Source organism: uncultured Martelella sp. (assembly GCF_963677965.2).
In the GTDB taxonomy this organism is placed as follows: Bacteria; Pseudomonadota; Alphaproteobacteria; order Rhizobiales; family Rhizobiaceae; genus Martelella; species Martelella mangrovi.
The window spans coordinates 1,768,098-1,785,765 of record NZ_CAXXFM010000001.1; the positions used below are offsets into that span (position 1 = coordinate 1,768,098).

Below are 17,668 nucleotides of genomic sequence, written 5' to 3' on the forward strand. Positions count from 1 at the left end.
CATTTATCATCAGCCTCTTAATGCTGCGTGCTTTGTTTTTCACTCTGGTTCGGATTGCTGGCGCTGAACGATTGTACATCGTGCCTGCGGCCGATCTGTAGTGAGAGAACCGGTAAGCGCACCTATTATTATTATGTTTCAATATCGATCTGGAAATCGAAGTCAGGCTGTCTGAGGCCTGGGGAGGCTGTGCAGCGTTCTATTTGCGACGGTTCGATCTCAGCGTGAGGGCCAGCAAGGTCTGCATGGCGATGCTCTCCTCGAGGGCGGGATAACGGCGCGTGTTGAGGACGGCTTCCGACAGCATACGCAGCGCGCGCTCGGTGGCATTGCCGTCCCAGGCCGACAGCGCCTTTTCAAACACCGGTTTGCGGCGGAAGAATATCTGCTTTCCATGGGTCTGCATCACCTGACTTGCCGGCTGACGCTTGCTTTCCATGTCGGCACGCATGCGGTCAAGAAGGTGAAACTGTCGGATACAGCCGTTGAGGATCAGGAAAATCGGCGTTTTGGACTGTGAAATCTTCGCCATGGAGTGACGGAGAGCGGCCACGTCACCGGAAAGCACGGCGTCGACGGCATCATCGGCGGAAATCGCGCTGGCGTCACCTATAACGGCGGTAATGTCATCTTCATTGATGACCTCGAGCCCGCGGCCATAAAGCGCAAGCTTTTCGATTTCATTGCGGGTGGCCAGCCTGTCGCCGCCGATCATGGAGACAAGAAGCTGGCGCGCCTGCGGTGTTATTCGCAGATTGGCTTCGCCAAGCGTCTGGTCAATCAGCGCGTTGAGCGCCCGCGCATCGTCGGCGTAGCAGGGGATTGCAGCGATCTGGCGTGAGGTCTCCGCGGCCTTGCGCATGGCCGTGCCCTTGCGCAGCTCTCCGGCCTCGATGATAAGGCAGGCGCTTTCAGGCGGGCGTTCGGAAAGGGTGTTGAGCGCGCTTGTCAGCGCCTTGTCATTGCCGCCGGCACGCACCCAGACAAGGCGGGATCCGCCGAAAAGCCCGATTGCGTTGACTTCATCAACGACCCGGCCGGCATCCCCTTCGATATCGCCGATATCGAGCTTCATGACGGAAAACGGATCGTCGAGCGGAACACCGGTGCTTTTGGCAATCAGGCCTGCGCGTTCGCTCACAAGTCCGCGGTCGGGACCATAGATCAGGAACAACCGGTAACGTGAGGCGTCCTGCCGGAGGAACTCATCGAACTTGTAGGATTTGATTTCCGTCATCGCTCAACCGGTTCCGATCGTTGCTGCGGACGTTCAGGCCTGTTGCTTTAAAACCCGGGCCTGCGGATATCGATCAGGCCCGGGCGGTCACACGCGCATTGTCGCCGTACAGCCCTATTTTACCGGCTGTTTGGGCAGCTCCAGCGGTGGTTCCTTGCTGAGTGCTATTGCCAGATCGGCATTGATGATCTCGGCAACTTCCTTGGAGGCCCGTTGCTCGCCATCGCGAATTGCCCGCAATTTGGCAAATTCCTGCGAAGGAAAGTCGAGAAGCGCTGTCGCCTGTCGGCGGCCGCTTGCAAGAAGCTTGTTGTCTTCCCGCCGGCGCAGTGCAAAATCCGCTGTCACGATCGTGCGGCCGGCACGTGCCGTATCCGATGAATCATCCTGCAGCAGTTCCGAGGTTACGGAAAAGGCCGAAAGGTTGACATCATATTTTGCGTTGATGCTTTCGCCCGCGCCGCCGCCTGTCAGGAAGATCAGCTCATTGCGGACATATTGTGCGACCTGCGTTGTCGGCACGGAAAAGGCAAGTTCGTGCATTTTCGCGTTCAGCGCCGTGCCTTCCGCACCGCCGTAAAGCGGCCGCACCTGGCATGATGCCAGTGTGGCAACGGCGGCCAAGGCGCCAAGTGAAAAGGCAATCGCTCTCAGACGTGGTTTAGACAACAACATTCACGATCCTTTGCGGCACAACGATGATCTTGCGCGGGGCCTTGCCATCCAGCGCCCGAACGACCGCTTCAAGCTCCAGCACCGCCGATTTGATACTGTCCTGATCGGCATCGCGCGCCACCGTCAGTTCGGCGCGCTTCTTGCCGTTGATCTGGACCGGCAGCGTGATTTCATTGTCGGCGGTCAGGGCTTCATCATAGTCCGGCCAGGCCGCCATGGCGATCATACCCTCAGCGCCGAGCGCCTGCCAGCATTCTTCAGCCAGATGCGGCATCATCGGTGCAAAACAATGGGTCAGGAACAGGCTTGCCTGTTTCACGGCGCCGCGCAGTTCGTCATCCGCCGTCTCGATTTCCGAAAGCGGCTGCGCCAGCACGTTCACCAGTTCGTAGATCCGTGCAATCGCCTTGTTGAACCCGAGGCCGTCGAGGTCGGCTGCCACGGCCTTCAGCGTCTTGTGGGCAGCGCGGGAAACTTCGAGCGCCTTTCCGTCCTTGCCTGCTGCAGGTTCGACACCGGCGAGCGTCGGGGCGGCTTCGGATACCAGCCGCCAGATGCGCTGCACGAAGCGGAACGTGCCCTGAACGCCGGCTTCGGTCCAGACCACGTCGCGGTCCGGCGGGGAATCCGACAGCACGAAGAAACGGGCCGTGTCGGCGCCATAGGTCGCCAGAATATCATCCGGGTCGATAACGTTCTTCTTCGACTTCGACATTTTCTCGATGGCGCCGATGGCAACCTCTTCACCGGTTTCGGTGAGGACGGCCTTGCGAACGCCATCTGTCTCGTCCACCGTGACGTCCGTCGGCGGGACCCAGCGGCCTTTCGGGCCGTTTCCGCCGATACGATAGGTTTCATGCACCACCATGCCCTGGGTGAACAGGCCCTTGAACGGCTCTTCGTGGCTGACATGGCCGGTTGCCTTCATCGCACGGGTGAAGAAGCGCGAATAGAGCAGGTGCAGAATGGCGTGCTCGATGCCGCCGATATACTGGTCGACCGGCAGCCAGCGGTCGGCCACGGCCGGGTCCGTCGGCGCGTCCTCGTGCGGTGCGGTAAAACGGGTGTAATACCAGCTGGAATCCACGAATGTGTCCATCGTGTCGGTTTCGCGCCGGGCATCCTTGCCGCATTGCGGGCAGGCGACGTGACGCCAGGTGGCGTGACGGTCGAGCGGATTGCCGGGCTTTTCGAAATCGATGTCGTCGGGCAGCTGAACCGGAAGATCAGCCTTGGGAACCGGCACCACGCCGCAGTCATCGCAGTGGATCACCGGGATTGGGCAGCCCCAGTAGCGCTGCCGGGAAATACCCCAGTCGCGCAGGCGGAAATTGACCTTGCGTTCGCCGCGCGGCGCACCGCGCACGACTTCGCCTTCAAGCTTTTGCGCAACGGTTTCAAAGGCATCTGTGGTGCTCATGCCGTCGAGGAAGCGCGAATTGATCATCACGCCATCGTCGGTATAGGCCTCGTCGCCGATTGCAAACGTTGCCGCATCGCCATCCTTCGGCATCACCACGGCCGTCACCGGCAGGCCGAACTTGCGGGCGAAATCCAGGTCGCGCTGGTCGCCGGAGGGGCAGCCGAAGATCGCGCCCGTGCCGTAATCCATCAGCACGAAATTGGCGACGTAAACCGGCAGTTCCCAGCTGTCGTCAAAGGGATGACGCACGCGAATACCGGTGTCGACGCCCTTCTTTTCAGCCGTCTCGAGGGCGGCCAGCGATGTACCGGCGCGCCGCGTCTCCTCGCAGAAGGCGGCAACCTTGTCGTCGTGCCTCGCGGCTTCCTTGGCCAGCGGGTGGTCGGCCGAAATCGCCATGAAGGATGCGCCGAACAGCGTATCGGGGCGGGTGGTATAGACGGTGATCTCTTCGTGATTGCCGGCCTTGCCCGCACCGTCGGCAATGTCCCAGCGCACCATCATGCCTTCGGAGCGGCCGATCCAGTTCTTCTGCATCAGACGGACCTTTTCCGGCCAATGGTCGAGCGTGTCGAGCGCGTCCAGCAGCTCCTGGGCGTAATCGGTGATCCTGAAGAACCACTGCGTCAGCTCGCGGCTTTCAACCAGTGCGCCGGAGCGCCATCCGCGCCCCTCGATCACCTGCTCATTGGCAAGCACGGTCATGTCGACCGGGTCCCAGTTCACCTTCGACTGTTTGCGGTAGACCAGGCCCTTTTCCAGCATGTCGAGGAACAGATGCTGCTGGCGCTGATAATATTCGACATCGCAGGTGGCAAATTCACGGGTCCAGTCCAGCGACAGGCCCATGGATTTGAGCTGATTGCGCATGGTCGCGATGTTGTCATAGGTCCAGTCCTTGGGGTGGACCTTGTTCTGCATCGCAGCGTTTTCGGCCGGCATGCCGAAGGCGTCCCAGCCCATCGGGTGCAGAACATTGAAACCGCGTGCCCGTTTATAGCGCGCCACAACATCGCCCATGGCGTAGTTGCGGACATGGCCAATGTGAATGCGTCCCGACGGATAGGGAAACATTTCAAGCACATAATAGGTATCGCGCGGGTCGGCATTATCAGTGACGAAGACATTGTCCTCGTTCCACTTCTTCTGCCATTCGGGTTCGACTTTGCGCGGATTATATCGTTCAGAGGCCATAGTGCAGCTACTCGGTCATTTTCTTTTGGATTTTGGCGGTGAGCTTCATCATGAAAGCGCCTCAGCGTCAAGTTAAACGGGGCGATTTGGCGGTGCGGGAAACCGCTGCGGACCCGTTGCGGCGCACCGCACCTTTGCCATAAGGTGCGCCGACATGAATTGAAGGGAGTTCAGGCCGATGGGTGTTCGCGAAAACCTCGAAGATGTGCGCACGAAAATCGCTGCAGCCGAACATGAGGCCGAGCGGGCAAAAGACGCGGTGACGCTGGTGGCCGTTTCCAAGACCCACGAGGCCGATATGATCCGCGAGGCAATCGCGGCAGGCCAGCGGGTGTTCGGCGAAAACCGGGTTCAGGAAGCGCAGCGGAAATTTCCGGAACTGAAGCAGGAAACACCGGATCTTGAACTGCGCCTTATCGGGCCGCTGCAATCCAACAAGGCCGAAGATGCGGTGAAGCTGTTCGATGTGATCGAAAGCGTCGACCGCGAGAAGATTGCCCGCGCGCTTGCCAAGGAAATGGCAAAGCAGGGCAGGGCGCCCCGGCTTTATGTTCAGGTGAATACCGGCAATGAGCCGCAAAAGGCCGGAATCGACCCGCGCGAGACGGGGGCATTTCTGACACTGTGCCGCGATGAGCTGGGTCTTGAGATCGAAGGTCTGATGTGTATCCCGCCGGCCGGCGAAAATCCCGGTCCGCACTTCGCGCTGCTTGCCGATCTTGCAAGCGAAAACAGCGTGCCGAAATTGTCCATGGGCATGTCCGGCGACTATGAAATCGCGGTTGCCTTCGGCGCGACCAGCGTGCGCGTCGGCTCCGCGATCTTCGGCGCGCGCGATTACGCGGCGTAAATCGGGTGAGGGGCGGCCGAAGCCGCCCGCCTTTGTCAGTAAAGCTCGGCCAGTGTTTCACGTGAAAACGCTTCGAGCCTGTCGGTCTCGTCGGCCTTTATCTTTTTCACCCATTCCGGGTCCCGCAAAAGGGCGCGGCCGACCGCGATAAGGTCGAATTCGTTCTTTTCCATACGGTCGACCAGCCGGGTAATGCCTGCTGCGGAGACCGATGTCTGCTGGCCGCCGAAGGAACCGAGGAAGTCGGCGCCGTCGAGGCCGACGGAACCGACGGAGATCGTCGGAACGCCGGTAATCTTCTTGGCCCAGCCGGCAAAGTTGAGGCCGTTTTCACCATCGATTTCGGGAAATTCCGGCTCCCAGAAACGGCGCTGCGAGCAGTGGAGAATATCCGCACCCGCATCCACCAGCGGTTCCAGCCATTCGGCCATCTCGTCGGGCGAGGTGGCGATCCTGGCGCCGTAATCCTGTTGTTTCCACTGGCTGAGGCGGATGATGACCGGCATGTCGTCGGAGACGGCTTCCCGCACGGCTTTCAGGGTCTCGACGGCAAAACGCACGCGCTCGGAAATGGAAGGGCCGCCCCAGCGGTCGGTGCGCAGATTGAGCTCCGGCCAGAAGAACTGATCGATCAGGTAACCGTGCGCGCCATGCAGCTCGACCACGTCGAAGCCGAGGCGTTCGGCATCGGCTGCGGCTTTGGCATAGGCAGCGATCGTGTCGGCGATGTCTTCCTCGCTCATGGCCCGGCCGCGCTTCTCGCCCGGTTTGACAAAACCGGACGGGCTTTCGGTTTCATCCGGGTCCGGATAGTCCGGGCTGGCAACCGTGTTGGCGACATGCCAGATTTGCGGTCCCATCCTGCCGCCGGCGGCATGAACCGTATCGATGACGTTCTTCCAGCCGGCAAGCGCCTTTTCACCGTGAAAATCAGGGATGGCCGGGTCGTTTTTCGAGGTCGGCCGGTCGATGACGGTGCCTTCGGAGAGGATCAGGCCGACATCGTTTTGCGCGCGCCGCCTGTAATAGGCGGCTACATTGTCGCCGGGAATGCCTTCCGGCGAGAAGCTGCGCGTCATCGGCGCCATGACGATACGGTTTTTCAGCTCGAGTTTCTTGAATTTGAACGGTCTGAACAGGGCGTCTGTTGTGCTTTGGGGCATGAATTTTCCTTCCGGTCGGATCTGTCCTGGGAATGACGCCGCTATAGGTATAAAATATAGACCTAGTGTCAATAAGGCACTATGCTTTGCCTAGGTATAGGAGAGGAAACCCATGGATCAGCGCGTCGAACAATGTCCGCAATTCAATGCCGGCTGCATGAGCCGGGAGATTCTCGACCAGATCTCCGGCAAGTGGTCGATCATGACCTTGACGGTGCTTTCCTACGGGCCGCATCGCTTCAATGCCATCAGGAAACGTCTGGAAGGGGTCAGCCAGAAGGCGCTGACCGACACATTGCGCAGGCTTGAACGCAACGGTCTCGTCCGGCGCCATGTGCTGGCGACCTCCCCGGTCGGTGTCGAATACGAACTGACCACGCTGGGCGCGTCGGTAAAAGCGCTCTATTGCGGTCTCTATGACTGGGTTGTGGAGAACGGCGCAGAGATCGCCGAGGCCCGCAAGGATTTTGACCAGAGGATGAGCTGAAAACAACGCGATCAGGAAAAACTGAAATACCGCCGTTTTCAGCTATCGGAAGGAGCGTCTCGGAAGGGGCATCTGGGCCCCTCCCATGCCATGGGCGAAGCGTACCGCTGCTGATCAGCGGTTATCGTCATCCTCGTCCTTGTCTTCATCGTCATTGTTGTTGAGCGATGCAAAGCGCGAGAACACCTCGTCGGCGGACATTTCCTTGTCTTCCTGCGACGAAGAGCTGACGCTGTCGCCAAGGCTTTCCATCTCGCTGGCAGAGGCAAGCCGGGCATTATCGAGTTCTTCCGCAGACGGCAGCGGACGGTCCTTGGCGGATTTTTCGACTTCAAGGTCCAGATCGATCTGGCTGCAGAGGCCGAGCGTGACCGGGTCCATCGGCGTCAGATTGGCCGAGTTCCAGTGGGTGCGGTCGCGGATCTGCTCGATGGTCGACTTGGTGGTGCCGACAAGGCGCGAAACCTGCGCGTCCTTCAGTTCCGGATGGTTGCGCACCAGCCAAAGGATGGCGTTCGGGCGGTCCTGACGCTTGGAAACCGGCGTGTAACGCGGGCCCTTGCGCTTGGATTCCGGCACGCGCACCTTCGGTTCGGAAAGCTTCAGCTTGTGGTTCGGGTTGCCTTCCGCACGTGCAATCTCTTCACGCGAAAGCTGTCCGGTCGAGATCGGGTCGAGACCCTTGATGCCTTGTGCGGATTCGCCGTCCGCGATCGCCTTGACTTCCAGCGGGTGGAGTTTGCAGAGATCGGCAATCTGATCGAACGACAAGGCCGTGTTGTCCACGAGCCATACGGCTGTCGCCTTGGGCATAAGCAGCTTTTGTGCCATTGGATATAGTCCTTCTGTCGTCCGCGCCGGTGTCGCGGTCCGTGGGTGTTTGCCACAATTTCCGGGAATACATGGGCGTTCATATAATCCCTATGCGCTTCGAATGCAATCACGTCGAAACAATTGACGAATGTCTTATTGAAGACATCGTCTGAGACTGTATGAATGGGGACAACGGAGGAAATCATGAGGAGGAAAGCATGTCAGGCAAGACCTATCCGGTTTTGAAGCAGGCGAAGACGCGTGCTCTGATCGACGCCAACAAATACGAGAAATGGTATCAGGAAAGCGTCGAGGAGCCTGAAATCTTCTGGGACCGGCACGGCCGCCGGATCGACTGGTTCAAGCCCTATACCAAAATCAAGAATACGTCGTTCAAGGGCCGGGTCTCGATCAAGTGGTTCGAGGACGGCCAGACCAATGTCTCCTACAACTGTATCGACCGCCACCTGAAGACCCACGGGGAACAGACCGCCATCATCTGGGAAGGCGACAACCCCTATATCGACAAGAAGATCACCTATAACCAGCTTTACGATCAGGTTTGCCGGATGGCGAACGTGATGAAGAAGTACGGCGTCAAGAAGGGCGACCGGGTGACGATCTATATGCCGATGGTGCCGGAAGCGGTTTATGCGATGCTGGCCTGCGCGCGCATCGGCGCAATCCATTCGGTGGTGTTTGCAGGCTTTTCGCCCGAAGCGCTGGCCGGCCGTATCGTCGATTGTGAATCGACCTTCGTGGTCACCTGCGACCAGGGCGTGCGCGGCGGCAAGCCGATCCAGCTGAAGGAAAATGTCGATCTCGCCATCGATATCGCGGCAAAACAGTATGTCCTCGTCAACCACGTACTGTGCGTGCGCCGCACCGGCGGCCATGTCGGCTGGGCCCGCGGACGCGACATGTGGTATCACGAGGAAATCAAGACCGTGAAGGGCGATTGCCCGCCGGTGAAGATGAAGGCGGAAGACCCGCTGTTTATCCTCTATACATCCGGCTCCACGGGCAAGCCGAAGGGTGTTCTGCACACCACCGGTGGCTATCTCGTCTGGGCCTCGATGACCCATGAATATGTGTTCGACTACAAGGAGGGCGATATCTACTGGTGCGCGGCCGATGTCGGCTGGGTCACCGGTCATTCCTATATCGTCTACGGGCCGCTGGCCAATTGCGCCACGACGGTGATGTTCGAGGGCGTGCCCACCTTCCCGGATTCCGGCCGGTTCTGGGAGGTGATCGACAAGCACAAGGTCAACATTCTCTACACCGCGCCGACGGCGATCCGCGCGCTGATGGGGGCCGGCGACGATCTGGTGAAGAAATCCTCGCGCGAGAGCCTGCGCCTGCTGGGCTCGGTCGGCGAGCCGATCAATCCGGAAGCCTGGGAATGGTATTACCGCGTTGTCGGTGAGGAGCGCTGCCCGATTGTCGATACCTGGTGGCAGACGGAAACCGGCGGCATGATGATCACGCCGATGCCGGGGGTCACCGATCTCAAGCCCGGTTCGGCCACTAGGCCGTTCTTCGGCGTCCAGCCGCAACTGGTCGACAATGAGGGCAATGTGCTGGAAGGGGCTGCCGATGGTAATCTGTGCATCACCGACAGCTGGCCGGGCCAGGCGCGCTCGGTCTATGGCGACCATCACCGTTTCGTCCAGACCTATTTTTCCACCTATAAGGGGAAATATTTCACCGGTGACGGCTGCCGGCGCGATGAAGACGGTTATTACTGGATCACCGGCCGCGTCGATGATGTGCTCAATGTTTCCGGCCACCGGCTCGGAACGGCGGAAATCGAAAGCGCGCTGGTTTCGCACCATTTCGTGTCCGAAGCGGCCGTGGTCGGTTATCCGCATCCGGTCAAGGGGCAGGGCATTTATTGCTATGTCACGCTGATGAGCGAGCACGATCCCGACGAAGCGCTGCGGCAGGAACTGGTCAAATGGGTGCGCGCCGAAATCGGACCGATCGCCACGCCGGACAAGATCCAGTTTGCGCCGGGCCTGCCGAAAACCCGCTCCGGCAAGATCATGCGCCGCATCCTGCGCAAGATTGCCGAGGATGATTTCGGCGCACTCGGCGACACCTCGACGCTTGCCGATCCTGATGTCGTCGACGACCTGATCGAAAACCGTCAGAACAAATCCAAGGCGGCATAGGTATGTGTGAGACAGGGAAGCGGCCATATCAGGCGCTTCCCTGTCTTTCCATTCAAAGGCGGAGGGCAATATAGGATGTTTCGGATCGTCGCCATCGTCGCGTTGATTATCTGTGCAACGGTAGCCCGGGCGGATGATCTGAAGGCCGGATGGAGCGTGCAATTCCATCAGGACATTTTTGACAGGACGATCATACCGCTTGCGATGGTCTCTGAGACAGGCGACGATTTCGATAAGGCTTCGCTGGGTGCCGTCTGTTCAAAAGACGGCAATGTCGTCATCTTCTTCCAGCCGGAACGCATCATGATGTTCGAAACAGCCGCAAAACTGGCGCTTCGGTCAGGCGATGATGTTACGGAATACAGTTTCGTTTCGGAAAAGATTCCTGCTTTCGGCAGCCTTCTTGCCATTGATGCCGATCAATCCCGGAAAATAATGACCCTGTTCAGCAATGCCGACAGTGCTGATCTGGCTTTCCGCACGGAAAAGAAAAATGGCCTTCTCAGTAGTATCGGGGCGAAGAAAGCCTTTGATATCGTGCAGGCAAACTGTCCGGGCACGGGCAATTAGTACGAACAGCGAAGAGACGAAGACCACCACGCTTTCTTCCTTCCCCCGTTTTCAAGCCATCCATGTCCTTCTATGCTGACGCAGCAATGCAGGAAGGAATGTCATGACAATCGGATTTATCGGAACGGGCGAGATCACGCGGGCGGTGGTGACCGGCATGAGCACGGTCGAGGGCGAAAAGCCGACCATTCTTCTGTCGCCGCGCAACGAGCAGATTGCGGCGGAACTGGCCGACCGCTTCGAAAATGTCGAAATCGCCGGCAGCAATCAGGATGTGGTCGATGGCTCTGAAACCGTTTGCCTGGCGCTCAGGCCGCAGGATGGCGAGGCGATCACCGCGGATCTGAAATTCGGGACGGCGCACCACGTCATCAGTTTCATGCCGACCTACAGCCAGGCGCGGCTTTCAAGAATCGTGGCGCCGGCGACGCGGATCACGCTCGTCACGCCGCTGCCGGCCGTTGCCTTCCACGGCGGACCGACACCGATCTTCCCGCCGGATGAGGACGCGATTGAAATGTTCGAGCCGCTCGGCACGGTCGTTGCGGTCGAAACCGAGGCCGAATATCAGGCACTGTGTGTCGCTACCGCTTCGCTTGCCGGCGCTTATGCCTATTACGAGACCATTGCAGATTGGTTGCAAGGCAAGGATGTGCCGGCCGACAAGGCACGGGCATTTTCCGGTGCCGTGTTCTATGCGTTGGCAGCAACGGCCCGCAATGCACCGGAAATGTCATTTTCCGAGTTGACCCATGAATCGGCCACCCGTGGCGGCACCAATGAGCAGGTGCTGACCCATCTGAAGGAAAACCAGGTCTATACGGAATTTTCAAAAGCGCTTGACGGGATCTGGGACCGGTTCGAGAATGCGAAACCCACTTCCGACTGACAGGATATGCCAATGAACTCCGCCGCGCTTTTCGGGCCGTTGGTCCTTGCCTGGACCGCCTATTTCATCGCCGTGGTCAGCCCCGGCCCGGCAACGCTTGCCATTGCCGGCACGGCCATGGGCCACGGCCGGCGCCAGGCCATTGCACTTGCAAACGGCGCTTTGACCGGTTCCTTTTTCTGGGCAGTGCTGGCGGGCACCGGCATGGCGGCCGTCGTAACAAAACTTGCCTATGGTCTGATGGTGCTGAAGATCGTCGGCGGGTGCTACCTGCTTTACCTCGCCTTCAAGAGTTTTCGTGCGGCTACGCGGTCGGATGCGCATGCCATGGTGCCGAAGATTGCCGGGCGTTCAGGCTTCGGCACGTTTTACCGGCGCGGCCTTTACATCCACCTAACCAATCCGAAGGCGATCTTCACCTGGGTCTCGCTTGTGTCCATTGGCCTGCCGCAGAATGCGGGTTATGGGACAATCATCCTGTTCATCGTCGTTGCCGAGTTTATCGGCTTTCTCACCTTCAACACGCTGGCGCTGCTGTTTTCGTCCGGCGTGGTCGTGCGTGGCTACCACAAGGCCCGCCGTGCCATCGAGGGGACGATGGCGGTTCTCTTTACACTCGCAGGCTTCAAGCTCCTCACAACACGGATCTGATATGCTTGATGAAGACGACATAGCGAACCGGCTGCTCGCAATGGAGCCGGGCGAGTTTCATTTCCCGACGCTTTATGGCGAGGGCTGGAACCGGCTCTATATCGGCGACAAGGTGAAAATCGGCCGCGAATTCCTCAATGCCGTGCGCAAAGGGCGCTTTCCCGATGTGGAAGACACCGGCCGCAAGAAGGGCGGCGGCCGGATCTACCTGAAGAAGGGATAGCTCCCTGTTTCACTCGGCGGCCTGGCTGCCGGTGCCGAAACGGTTTTCGATATAGTCATCGACCATGGCCTCGAAATCAGCAGCGATGTTTGGGCCGCGCAGGGTCTTGGCTTTCTTGCCGTCGATGAAGACCGGGGCTGCCGGGGTTTCGCCGGTGCCGGGCAGCGAAATGCCGATATCGGCGTGTTTGCTCTCACCCGGGCCGTTGACGATGCAACCCATGACGGCGACGTTGAGGGCCTCCACGCCTGGATATTTCTCACGCCAGATCGGCATGTTCTTGCGGATATCGGCCTGGATCTTCGAGGCCAGCTCCTGAAACACCGTCGAGGTGGTGCGCCCACAGCCGGGACAGGCGGCCACCACCGGCACGAACTGGCGAAAGCCCATGACCTGCAACAGTTCCTGCGCCACCTGCACCTCGCGGGTGCGGTCGCCGCCGGGTTCCGGCGTCAGCGAAACGCGGATCGTATCGCCGATGCCGTGCTGCAGCACATAGCCCATGGCCGCAGACGATGCGACAATGCCCTTGGTGCCCATGCCGGCTTCGGTCAGGCCAAGATGCAGCGCGTGGTCGGAACGTTCGGCGATCATCGAATAGACCGCAATCAGGTCCTGAACCTGGGAAACCTTGGCCGAAAGGATGATGCGGTTTCGCGGCAGGCCGATTTCTTCGGCAAGATCCGCCGAAATCAGCGCTGACTGGACGATCGCCTCGCGGGTGACATCGCGGGCGGAAAGCGGTGAACCGGCTTCGGAATTTTCGTCCATCAGCCGCGTCAGCAATTCCTGGTCGAGCGAGCCCCAGTTGACGCCGATGCGCACCGGCTTGTCGTAGCGGATCGCCATTTCGATGATATCGGCAAATTGCTTGTCGCGCTTGTCGCGGAAACCGACATTGCCGGGATTGATGCGGTATTTGGCAAGCGCCTCTGCACAGGCCGGATGATCGGCAAGAAGCTTGTGGCCGATATAGTGAAAATCGCCGACCAGCGGCACATCGAGGCCGAGATGTTCCAGCCGCTCGCGAATGCGCGGCACGGCGGCCGCCGCCTCATCACGGTCAACGGTGATGCGCACCAGTTCGGAGCCTGCTTTCGAAAGGGCTGCAACCTGCGCCACAGTGGCGTCGATATCGGCCGTGTCGGTATTGGTCATGGACTGGACGACCACCGGCGCGCCGCCGCCGACAAGCACGCCACCGACATTGACGGCAACGGATGCGCGACGGGGCAGGGGATCGAAATTGCGGGGGGCGGCAAAGGTCATCATTTTCTCCGAAACGGAAACTGCCTTTCAGGTGGTACAATGCCGCCATCTTGTCAACTGTCAGCCCACCTTGTCGCGGTCGGCATAACGCATCAGCGGCGCCAGCAGGAAGACGATAACATGGAGAAGCGACAAGCCGACAAAAATCGGTGCAAAGCCGGTATGCTCGGCCAGAAAGCCGATTGCCGAAGGGGCGACCAGAATGCCGGAATAGCCGAGCGTGGTCGTGACCGACAGGCCGATACCAGGCGCCATGCCCGGCAGATTGCCGGCGGCGGAAAACGCAATCGGCACCATGTTGGAAATACCGAGACCGGCAATCGCGAAACCGATGATGATGATCGGCGTCGTGGGGGCGAGGCCCGCAAGCAGCAGTCCGATGACCGAGAGCACCGCGCAGATCCGCATGGTGGTTACCCCGCCGAGGCGATCGCGCACGAGATCGCCGGCAAAGCGCATCGTCGTCATGGAGAGCTGGAAGGCTGCATAACCGAAGCCGGCCCAGGCGATATCGATGCCAAGTTCGTCATGCAGATAAAGCGCGCTCCAGTCGGTGACCGCCCCTTCCGGGATCATCGAAAACAGCGCCACGACCCCGATCAGCCAGGGAAGCGGTGTCATCGGCAGGCGGATCTTCTGGTGTTTTTCTTCTCCGTCGGGGGTATCCGCCACCAGCCGGGGAAAGGACGCGACCAGAAAAATTCCGGCGAGCACGGTTGCGGCAATCGCATGGCCAAGCGGGCCGATCGCCGAAATCAGAAAGCCGCCGAGACCGGCGCCCAGAAGCCCGCCAAGGCTCCAGAAGGCATGGCAGGATGACATGATCGCCCGGTGTTCCACCTTTTCCACGGCCACCGTGTTGGCATTCATCGAGACATCCATGGCCGCCATCAGGCCGCCGAAAAAAAAGATCACGATAACGGCGAGCCAGATGCTGTTGACCACGGTGATCAGGATCAGTGACGGCAGAAACATCAGCGCCGCTGCCCTGACGACGCTGGTGGAGCCGAAGCGGGCATTGAAGATGCCGGTCATCGGCATGGCGAGAATTGAACCCACCCCGAAGACCAGAATCATCAGGCCGAGTTCGCCCTCCGAAAGGCCCAGCTTTTCGGCAAAGACCGGAATTTTCGGCGCCCAGGAGCCCATATAGAAGCCGTTCATCAGAAACAGCAGCGAAACACCGAGGCGATGCGGCGACATGTAGCGGCGCGGACGGCTGGTTTCGGCAAGCGGGGTATCGGTCATTGTTGTTCTCGTCAGGCAGTGATTTCGATGCGGTTGCCGTCGGGATCGGCAAGGACGGCCTCGTAGAAGCCGTCGCCTGTGGTTCGGGGCGGACTGAGAAGAAACCCGGTGGTTTTCGCCTCCGCCGCCAGCCGGTCGACGGCGCTGGTGCTGCCGAGGCTGATGGCGATATGGTCCCATCCGGGCTTTTGGGCCGACGCGTCGCCTGCCGGAAAAATCCAGGGCGCCTGCATCAGTTCGATGGCAGAACCGTCTGTCAGCGACACGAAGCGGGAAACAAAACCGGGTCTGCGGCGGCTTTCATAGCGCTCCCCGATGGTTGCGCCGAAGACATCCCGGTAGAAGACGGCCAGACGTTCCAGATCGGCGGTCCAGAGCGCGACATGGGCAATGCGACAGGCATTCATCGGCTGTCTCCTCGTCCGATAAGCGAAAGCCCGGTGGCCTGAAGCGCCTCAACCGCCCCGGCATCGAGCGTGTGCGGGATGGCAAGGGCATCGAGCGCATCAAGCGCAATCACGCTGCAGGGCGCGCGGGTGGCAAATTTCGCCGCGGTCATGGCGGTTATCACCCGGTGCGCGCAGGCGGCGGCCTCGCGCTTGAACAGGGCATCTTCGTAATGAAAGCAGGTGAGGCCGGCCTCAATATCGAGACCGCAGGTGCCGAGCAGGCACAGGTCGAAATGGAAGGCCTGAATATCTTCGATCGGGCGGGTGCCGACGGCGCCGCCGACATCGTGGTGAATTTGCCCGCCGATCATGATCACATCGAGGGTCCGATGCCCGTCGAGGGCGGCGGCAATGGCCGGTGCATTGGTGACGATTGTGGCCCGCCGGTCGGCCGGCAAGGCACGGGCCGCGGCAATATTGGTGCTTGCGGCATCGAGGAAAACGGTCATGCCGTCGTCAATCTCGCCGGCAAGCAGGCGGCCGAGCTGCTGTTTTTCCGCGTCGCCCTTTTTGTCGCGGGTGTTCAGCGGTCCGGCGGCCGGAGCGATGGGCAGCGCGCCACCATAGACCCGTTCGCACAGCCCGCGCGCGGCCATGTCGCGCAGGTCGCGTCTGATCGTGTCCTCAGACACGGCAAATTCCGCAGCCAGATCGGCGGCCAGAACCCGGCCTGAAGCCCTGAGGCGCTGAAGAATGATGTCTTGTCGTTCGCGGATCAGATGCATGGTTTTGTCCAAATCGTGCACAAACGTGCATAATCCGGTTTAAATGTGCATGCAAGGGTATTGTGGAATGTTTCGGTGGTTCCGCTCACAAAGATAGAATGTCGGCTCTGCAGAAACAGGCCCGGCATTGCCCGCGCCGGACGGTTCTACTCGAAGGCCGCCAGCCACTTGGCCAGCAGGCGGTCGAGCGCTTCGCGGTCGTCGGCACCAAGCGTTTCAATCAGCCTGTGCTGGTTTTCGACATGCGCGGTTACCGCTTCGTCGATCAGGGCAAAGCCTTCGTCCGTAAGCGCGATGGCGAAACCGCGGCCGTCCTCCGGATTGCGCCGGCGCGAGATGAAGCCTGCGGCTTCGAGCCGGTCGATCCGGTTGGTCATCGTTCCGGACGATACCATCGTCCGTTCCATCAGCGTCGATGGCGAGAGCGCGTAGGGCGGGCCGGAACGGCGCAGCGTGGCCAGTACATCGAAACTGGCGGCATTCAGCCCGTAGCGGGAGAAAACCGTTTCCAGATTGCGCGCAAGGTGCACCTGCAGCCGTTTCAGACGTCCCATGACGCCCATGGGCATGGCGTCAAGGTCCGGGCGCTCGGCCTGCCATTCGGCAAGAATACTGTCGACATGATCCATGAATGGAACCTGCAGAAATTTTACCTTGACGTCAAGTTAAAACAGGATATTTTGAAATCAAGATAAATGGAGGCTGAAATGCCGAAGACATCCGATTTTCTGCTCACCGCACTGGCGCCGGCCATCTGGGGCAGCACCTATATCGTCACCACCGAACTGCTGCCGCCCGGTCTGCCGCTGACGCTCGGTCTTCTCAGAGCGCTGCCAGCGGGTCTCATCCTGCTTGTCGTGGTCCGGCAGTGGCCGTCATTCGCCATGCTGCCGCGGCTGTTTGTTCTGGGTTTCCTGAATTTTACGTTGTTCTGGACCCTTCTGTTTGTGGCCGCCTATCGCCTGCCGGGTGGCGTCGCCGCAACGCTTGGCGCCACACAGCCGCTGATCGTGCTGTTTCTGGCGCGGCTGGCCCTTGGAACGGAAATCAGATTGATGGGACTGGTCGCCGCACTCGGCGGGCTGGTCGGCGTCGGTTTCCTCGTGCTGTCGCCGGAGGCCGTGCTCGATCCGCTGGGCATTGCCGCAGCCTTTGGCGGTGCCCTGTCGATGGCGGCCGGCACGGTCCTGACCCGCAAATGGCAGTTCCCCGTCCCGCCGTTGACCCTGACCGCCTGGCAGCTGACCACCGGCGGCCTGCTGCTTCTGCCTCTGGCGCTCGTTTTCGAACCGGCCTTTCCGGTTCCCTCATTGCAAAACATTGCAGGTCTTGTCTGGCTCGGTGTTGTCGGCGGCGCGCTCACCTATTTCTTCTGGTTTCGCGGCATTGCGAAGATCGGTCCGTCAAGGGCAGCCATTCTGGGCTTCCTGAGCCCGCTCAGTGCCGTGCTCCTCGGCTGGGTCCTGCTGGGACAGGCTTTGTCGCCGCTGCAGATCGCCGGTGCCGTGCTTGTTCTCGCAAGCCTCTGGCTTGGTCGCTCCGCGGGTCGCAACGCTGCAAACGTGCAGCCGGCCTTTGTTGCGCCTGAAAACGCAAAAACCCCGGCCGAATGACCGGGGTTCTGC

Annotated in this window: 18 protein-coding genes; 8 read left to right on the forward strand and 10 right to left on the reverse strand. The window is 60.2% G+C overall.

Annotated features, from left to right (window positions below):
* Window positions 1–199: 199 nt before the first annotated feature.
* The 3 genes from holA to leuS all read right to left on the reverse strand — a co-directional run bounded on the left by holA (window position 200) and on the right by leuS (window position 4,529).
* Complete coding sequence (gene holA, locus ACHZCU_RS08415; protein ID WP_319518408.1) at window positions 200–1,237, reverse strand: DNA polymerase III subunit delta; 1,038 nt, start codon at window positions 1,235–1,237, stop codon at window positions 200–202.
* Window positions 1,238–1,351: 114 nt separating this feature from the next.
* Window positions 1,352–1,906, reverse strand: a complete 555-nt coding sequence (locus ACHZCU_RS08420; RefSeq protein WP_319518409.1) for a hypothetical protein — start codon at window positions 1,904–1,906, stop codon at window positions 1,352–1,354.
* Entirely contained in the window at window positions 1,899–4,529 is a 2,631-nt protein-coding gene (gene leuS, locus ACHZCU_RS08425) for a leucine--tRNA ligase (protein WP_319518410.1), read from the reverse strand. The genes ACHZCU_RS08420 and leuS overlap by 8 nt, the downstream gene beginning before the upstream one ends.
* A 178-nt stretch (window positions 4,530–4,707) precedes the next feature.
* Between leuS and ACHZCU_RS08430 the strand changes: the two genes are divergently transcribed.
* Window positions 4,708–5,379, forward strand: coding sequence for a YggS family pyridoxal phosphate-dependent enzyme (locus tag ACHZCU_RS08430; protein ID WP_319518411.1), 672 nt, complete (start codon window positions 4,708–4,710; stop codon window positions 5,377–5,379).
* A 35-nt stretch (window positions 5,380–5,414) separates the two neighbouring features.
* Here the strand turns inward: ACHZCU_RS08430 and ACHZCU_RS08435 are convergent, their stop codons facing one another.
* The gene (locus ACHZCU_RS08435) at window positions 5,415–6,542 is read right to left on the reverse strand and encodes an NADH:flavin oxidoreductase (protein WP_319518412.1); all 1,128 of its coding nucleotides are present in this window, start codon (window positions 6,540–6,542) and stop codon (window positions 5,415–5,417) included.
* A gap of 112 nt (window positions 6,543–6,654) precedes the next feature.
* On the opposite strand from ACHZCU_RS08435, the gene ACHZCU_RS08440 reads away from it, so the two are divergent.
* The gene (locus ACHZCU_RS08440) at window positions 6,655–7,029 is read left to right on the forward strand and encodes a helix-turn-helix domain-containing protein (protein WP_319518413.1); all 375 of its coding nucleotides are present in this window, start codon (window positions 6,655–6,657) and stop codon (window positions 7,027–7,029) included.
* A gap of 114 nt (window positions 7,030–7,143) precedes the next feature.
* On the opposite strand, the gene ACHZCU_RS08445 is transcribed toward ACHZCU_RS08440, so the two are convergent.
* Window positions 7,144–7,860 (reverse strand): DUF1013 domain-containing protein, encoded by a 717-nt coding sequence (locus ACHZCU_RS08445; protein WP_106309344.1) that lies wholly within the window; start codon window positions 7,858–7,860, stop codon window positions 7,144–7,146.
* A 200-nt stretch (window positions 7,861–8,060) separates the two neighbouring features.
* Here ACHZCU_RS08445 and acs point away from each other — a divergent pair, with 200 nt between their 5' ends.
* From acs to ACHZCU_RS08470, 5 genes are all read left to right on the forward strand, one after another.
* Entirely contained in the window at window positions 8,061–10,019 is a 1,959-nt protein-coding gene (gene acs, locus ACHZCU_RS08450) for an acetate--CoA ligase (RefSeq protein WP_319518414.1), read from the forward strand.
* A 75-nt stretch (window positions 10,020–10,094) separates the two neighbouring features.
* Window positions 10,095–10,589 carry a hypothetical protein gene (locus ACHZCU_RS08455; RefSeq protein ID WP_319518415.1) on the forward strand — a complete coding sequence of 165 codons (495 nt, stop codon included), beginning with the start codon at window positions 10,095–10,097 and terminating at the stop codon, window positions 10,587–10,589.
* 103 nt (window positions 10,590–10,692) lie between these two features.
* Window positions 10,693–11,478 carry an NAD(P)-binding domain-containing protein gene (locus ACHZCU_RS08460; protein WP_319518416.1) on the forward strand — a complete coding sequence of 262 codons (786 nt, stop codon included), beginning with the start codon at window positions 10,693–10,695 and terminating at the stop codon, window positions 11,476–11,478.
* A 12-nt stretch (window positions 11,479–11,490) separates the two neighbouring features.
* Window positions 11,491–12,129: a LysE family translocator gene (locus ACHZCU_RS08465; RefSeq protein ID WP_319518417.1), complete on the forward strand. Its 639-nt coding sequence runs from the start codon at window positions 11,491–11,493 to the stop codon at window positions 12,127–12,129.
* Window position 12,130: 1 nt separating this feature from the next.
* Complete coding sequence (locus ACHZCU_RS08470) at window positions 12,131–12,352, forward strand: DUF1413 domain-containing protein (protein ID WP_106309357.1); 222 nt, start codon at window positions 12,131–12,133, stop codon at window positions 12,350–12,352.
* Between the two features lie 9 nt (window positions 12,353–12,361).
* Here the strand turns inward: ACHZCU_RS08470 and ispG are convergent, their stop codons facing one another.
* The 5 genes from ispG to ACHZCU_RS08495 form a co-directional block, all read right to left on the reverse strand.
* Complete coding sequence (gene ispG, locus ACHZCU_RS08475; protein WP_319518418.1) at window positions 12,362–13,621, reverse strand: flavodoxin-dependent (E)-4-hydroxy-3-methylbut-2-enyl-diphosphate synthase; 1,260 nt, start codon at window positions 13,619–13,621, stop codon at window positions 12,362–12,364.
* A 60-nt stretch (window positions 13,622–13,681) separates the two neighbouring features.
* Entirely contained in the window at window positions 13,682–14,869 is a 1,188-nt protein-coding gene (locus ACHZCU_RS08480) for an MFS transporter (RefSeq protein WP_319518419.1), read from the reverse strand.
* Window positions 14,870–14,880: 11 nt separating this feature from the next.
* Window positions 14,881–15,276, reverse strand: a complete 396-nt coding sequence (locus tag ACHZCU_RS08485; RefSeq protein WP_319518420.1) for a VOC family protein — start codon at window positions 15,274–15,276, stop codon at window positions 14,881–14,883.
* Window positions 15,273–16,043 carry a DeoR/GlpR family DNA-binding transcription regulator gene (locus tag ACHZCU_RS08490; RefSeq protein WP_319518421.1) on the reverse strand — a complete coding sequence of 257 codons (771 nt, stop codon included), beginning with the start codon at window positions 16,041–16,043 and terminating at the stop codon, window positions 15,273–15,275. The genes ACHZCU_RS08485 and ACHZCU_RS08490 overlap by 4 nt, the downstream gene beginning before the upstream one ends.
* A gap of 146 nt (window positions 16,044–16,189) precedes the next feature.
* On the reverse strand, window positions 16,190–16,672 hold the full coding sequence (locus ACHZCU_RS08495) for a MarR family transcriptional regulator (RefSeq protein WP_319518422.1): 483 nt from the start codon (window positions 16,670–16,672) through the stop codon (window positions 16,190–16,192).
* A 66-nt stretch (window positions 16,673–16,738) separates the two neighbouring features.
* On the opposite strand from ACHZCU_RS08495, the gene ACHZCU_RS08500 reads away from it, so the two are divergent.
* Window positions 16,739–17,656 (forward strand): DMT family transporter, encoded by a 918-nt coding sequence (locus ACHZCU_RS08500; RefSeq protein WP_394706038.1) that lies wholly within the window; start codon window positions 16,739–16,741, stop codon window positions 17,654–17,656.
* The last annotated feature ends 12 nt before the right edge of the window (window positions 17,657–17,668 follow it).

What these genes read in the sequence shown, in the direction of transcription:
- holA (WP_319518408.1), bottom strand. Translation starts at nt 1,237, where the DNA reads ATGACGGAAATCAAATCCTACAAGTTCGATGAGTTCCTCCGGCAGGAC.
- leuS (WP_319518410.1), bottom strand. Translation starts at nt 4,529, where the DNA reads ATGGCCTCTGAACGATATAATCCGCGCAAAGTCGAACCCGAATGGCAG.
- ACHZCU_RS08430 (WP_319518411.1), top strand. Translation starts at nt 4,708, where the DNA reads ATGGGTGTTCGCGAAAACCTCGAAGATGTGCGCACGAAAATCGCTGCA.
- ACHZCU_RS08435 (WP_319518412.1), bottom strand. Translation starts at nt 6,542, where the DNA reads ATGCCCCAAAGCACAACAGACGCCCTGTTCAGACCGTTCAAATTCAAG.
- ACHZCU_RS08440 (WP_319518413.1), top strand. Translation starts at nt 6,655, where the DNA reads ATGGATCAGCGCGTCGAACAATGTCCGCAATTCAATGCCGGCTGCATG.
- ACHZCU_RS08445 (WP_106309344.1), bottom strand. Translation starts at nt 7,860, where the DNA reads ATGGCACAAAAGCTGCTTATGCCCAAGGCGACAGCCGTATGGCTCGTG.
- acs (WP_319518414.1), top strand. Translation starts at nt 8,061, where the DNA reads ATGTCAGGCAAGACCTATCCGGTTTTGAAGCAGGCGAAGACGCGTGCT.
- ACHZCU_RS08455 (WP_319518415.1), top strand. Translation starts at nt 10,095, where the DNA reads ATGTTTCGGATCGTCGCCATCGTCGCGTTGATTATCTGTGCAACGGTA.
- ACHZCU_RS08460 (WP_319518416.1), top strand. Translation starts at nt 10,693, where the DNA reads ATGACAATCGGATTTATCGGAACGGGCGAGATCACGCGGGCGGTGGTG.
- ACHZCU_RS08465 (WP_319518417.1), top strand. Translation starts at nt 11,491, where the DNA reads ATGAACTCCGCCGCGCTTTTCGGGCCGTTGGTCCTTGCCTGGACCGCC.
- ACHZCU_RS08470 (WP_106309357.1), top strand. Translation starts at nt 12,131, where the DNA reads ATGCTTGATGAAGACGACATAGCGAACCGGCTGCTCGCAATGGAGCCG.
- ispG (WP_319518418.1), bottom strand. Translation starts at nt 13,621, where the DNA reads ATGACCTTTGCCGCCCCCCGCAATTTCGATCCCCTGCCCCGTCGCGCA.
- ACHZCU_RS08480 (WP_319518419.1), bottom strand. Translation starts at nt 14,869, where the DNA reads ATGACCGATACCCCGCTTGCCGAAACCAGCCGTCCGCGCCGCTACATG.
- ACHZCU_RS08485 (WP_319518420.1), bottom strand. Translation starts at nt 15,276, where the DNA reads ATGAATGCCTGTCGCATTGCCCATGTCGCGCTCTGGACCGCCGATCTG.
- ACHZCU_RS08490 (WP_319518421.1), bottom strand. Translation starts at nt 16,043, where the DNA reads ATGCATCTGATCCGCGAACGACAAGACATCATTCTTCAGCGCCTCAGG.
- ACHZCU_RS08495 (WP_319518422.1), bottom strand. Translation starts at nt 16,672, where the DNA reads ATGGATCATGTCGACAGTATTCTTGCCGAATGGCAGGCCGAGCGCCCG.
- ACHZCU_RS08500 (WP_394706038.1), top strand. Translation starts at nt 16,739, where the DNA reads ATGGAGGCTGAAATGCCGAAGACATCCGATTTTCTGCTCACCGCACTG.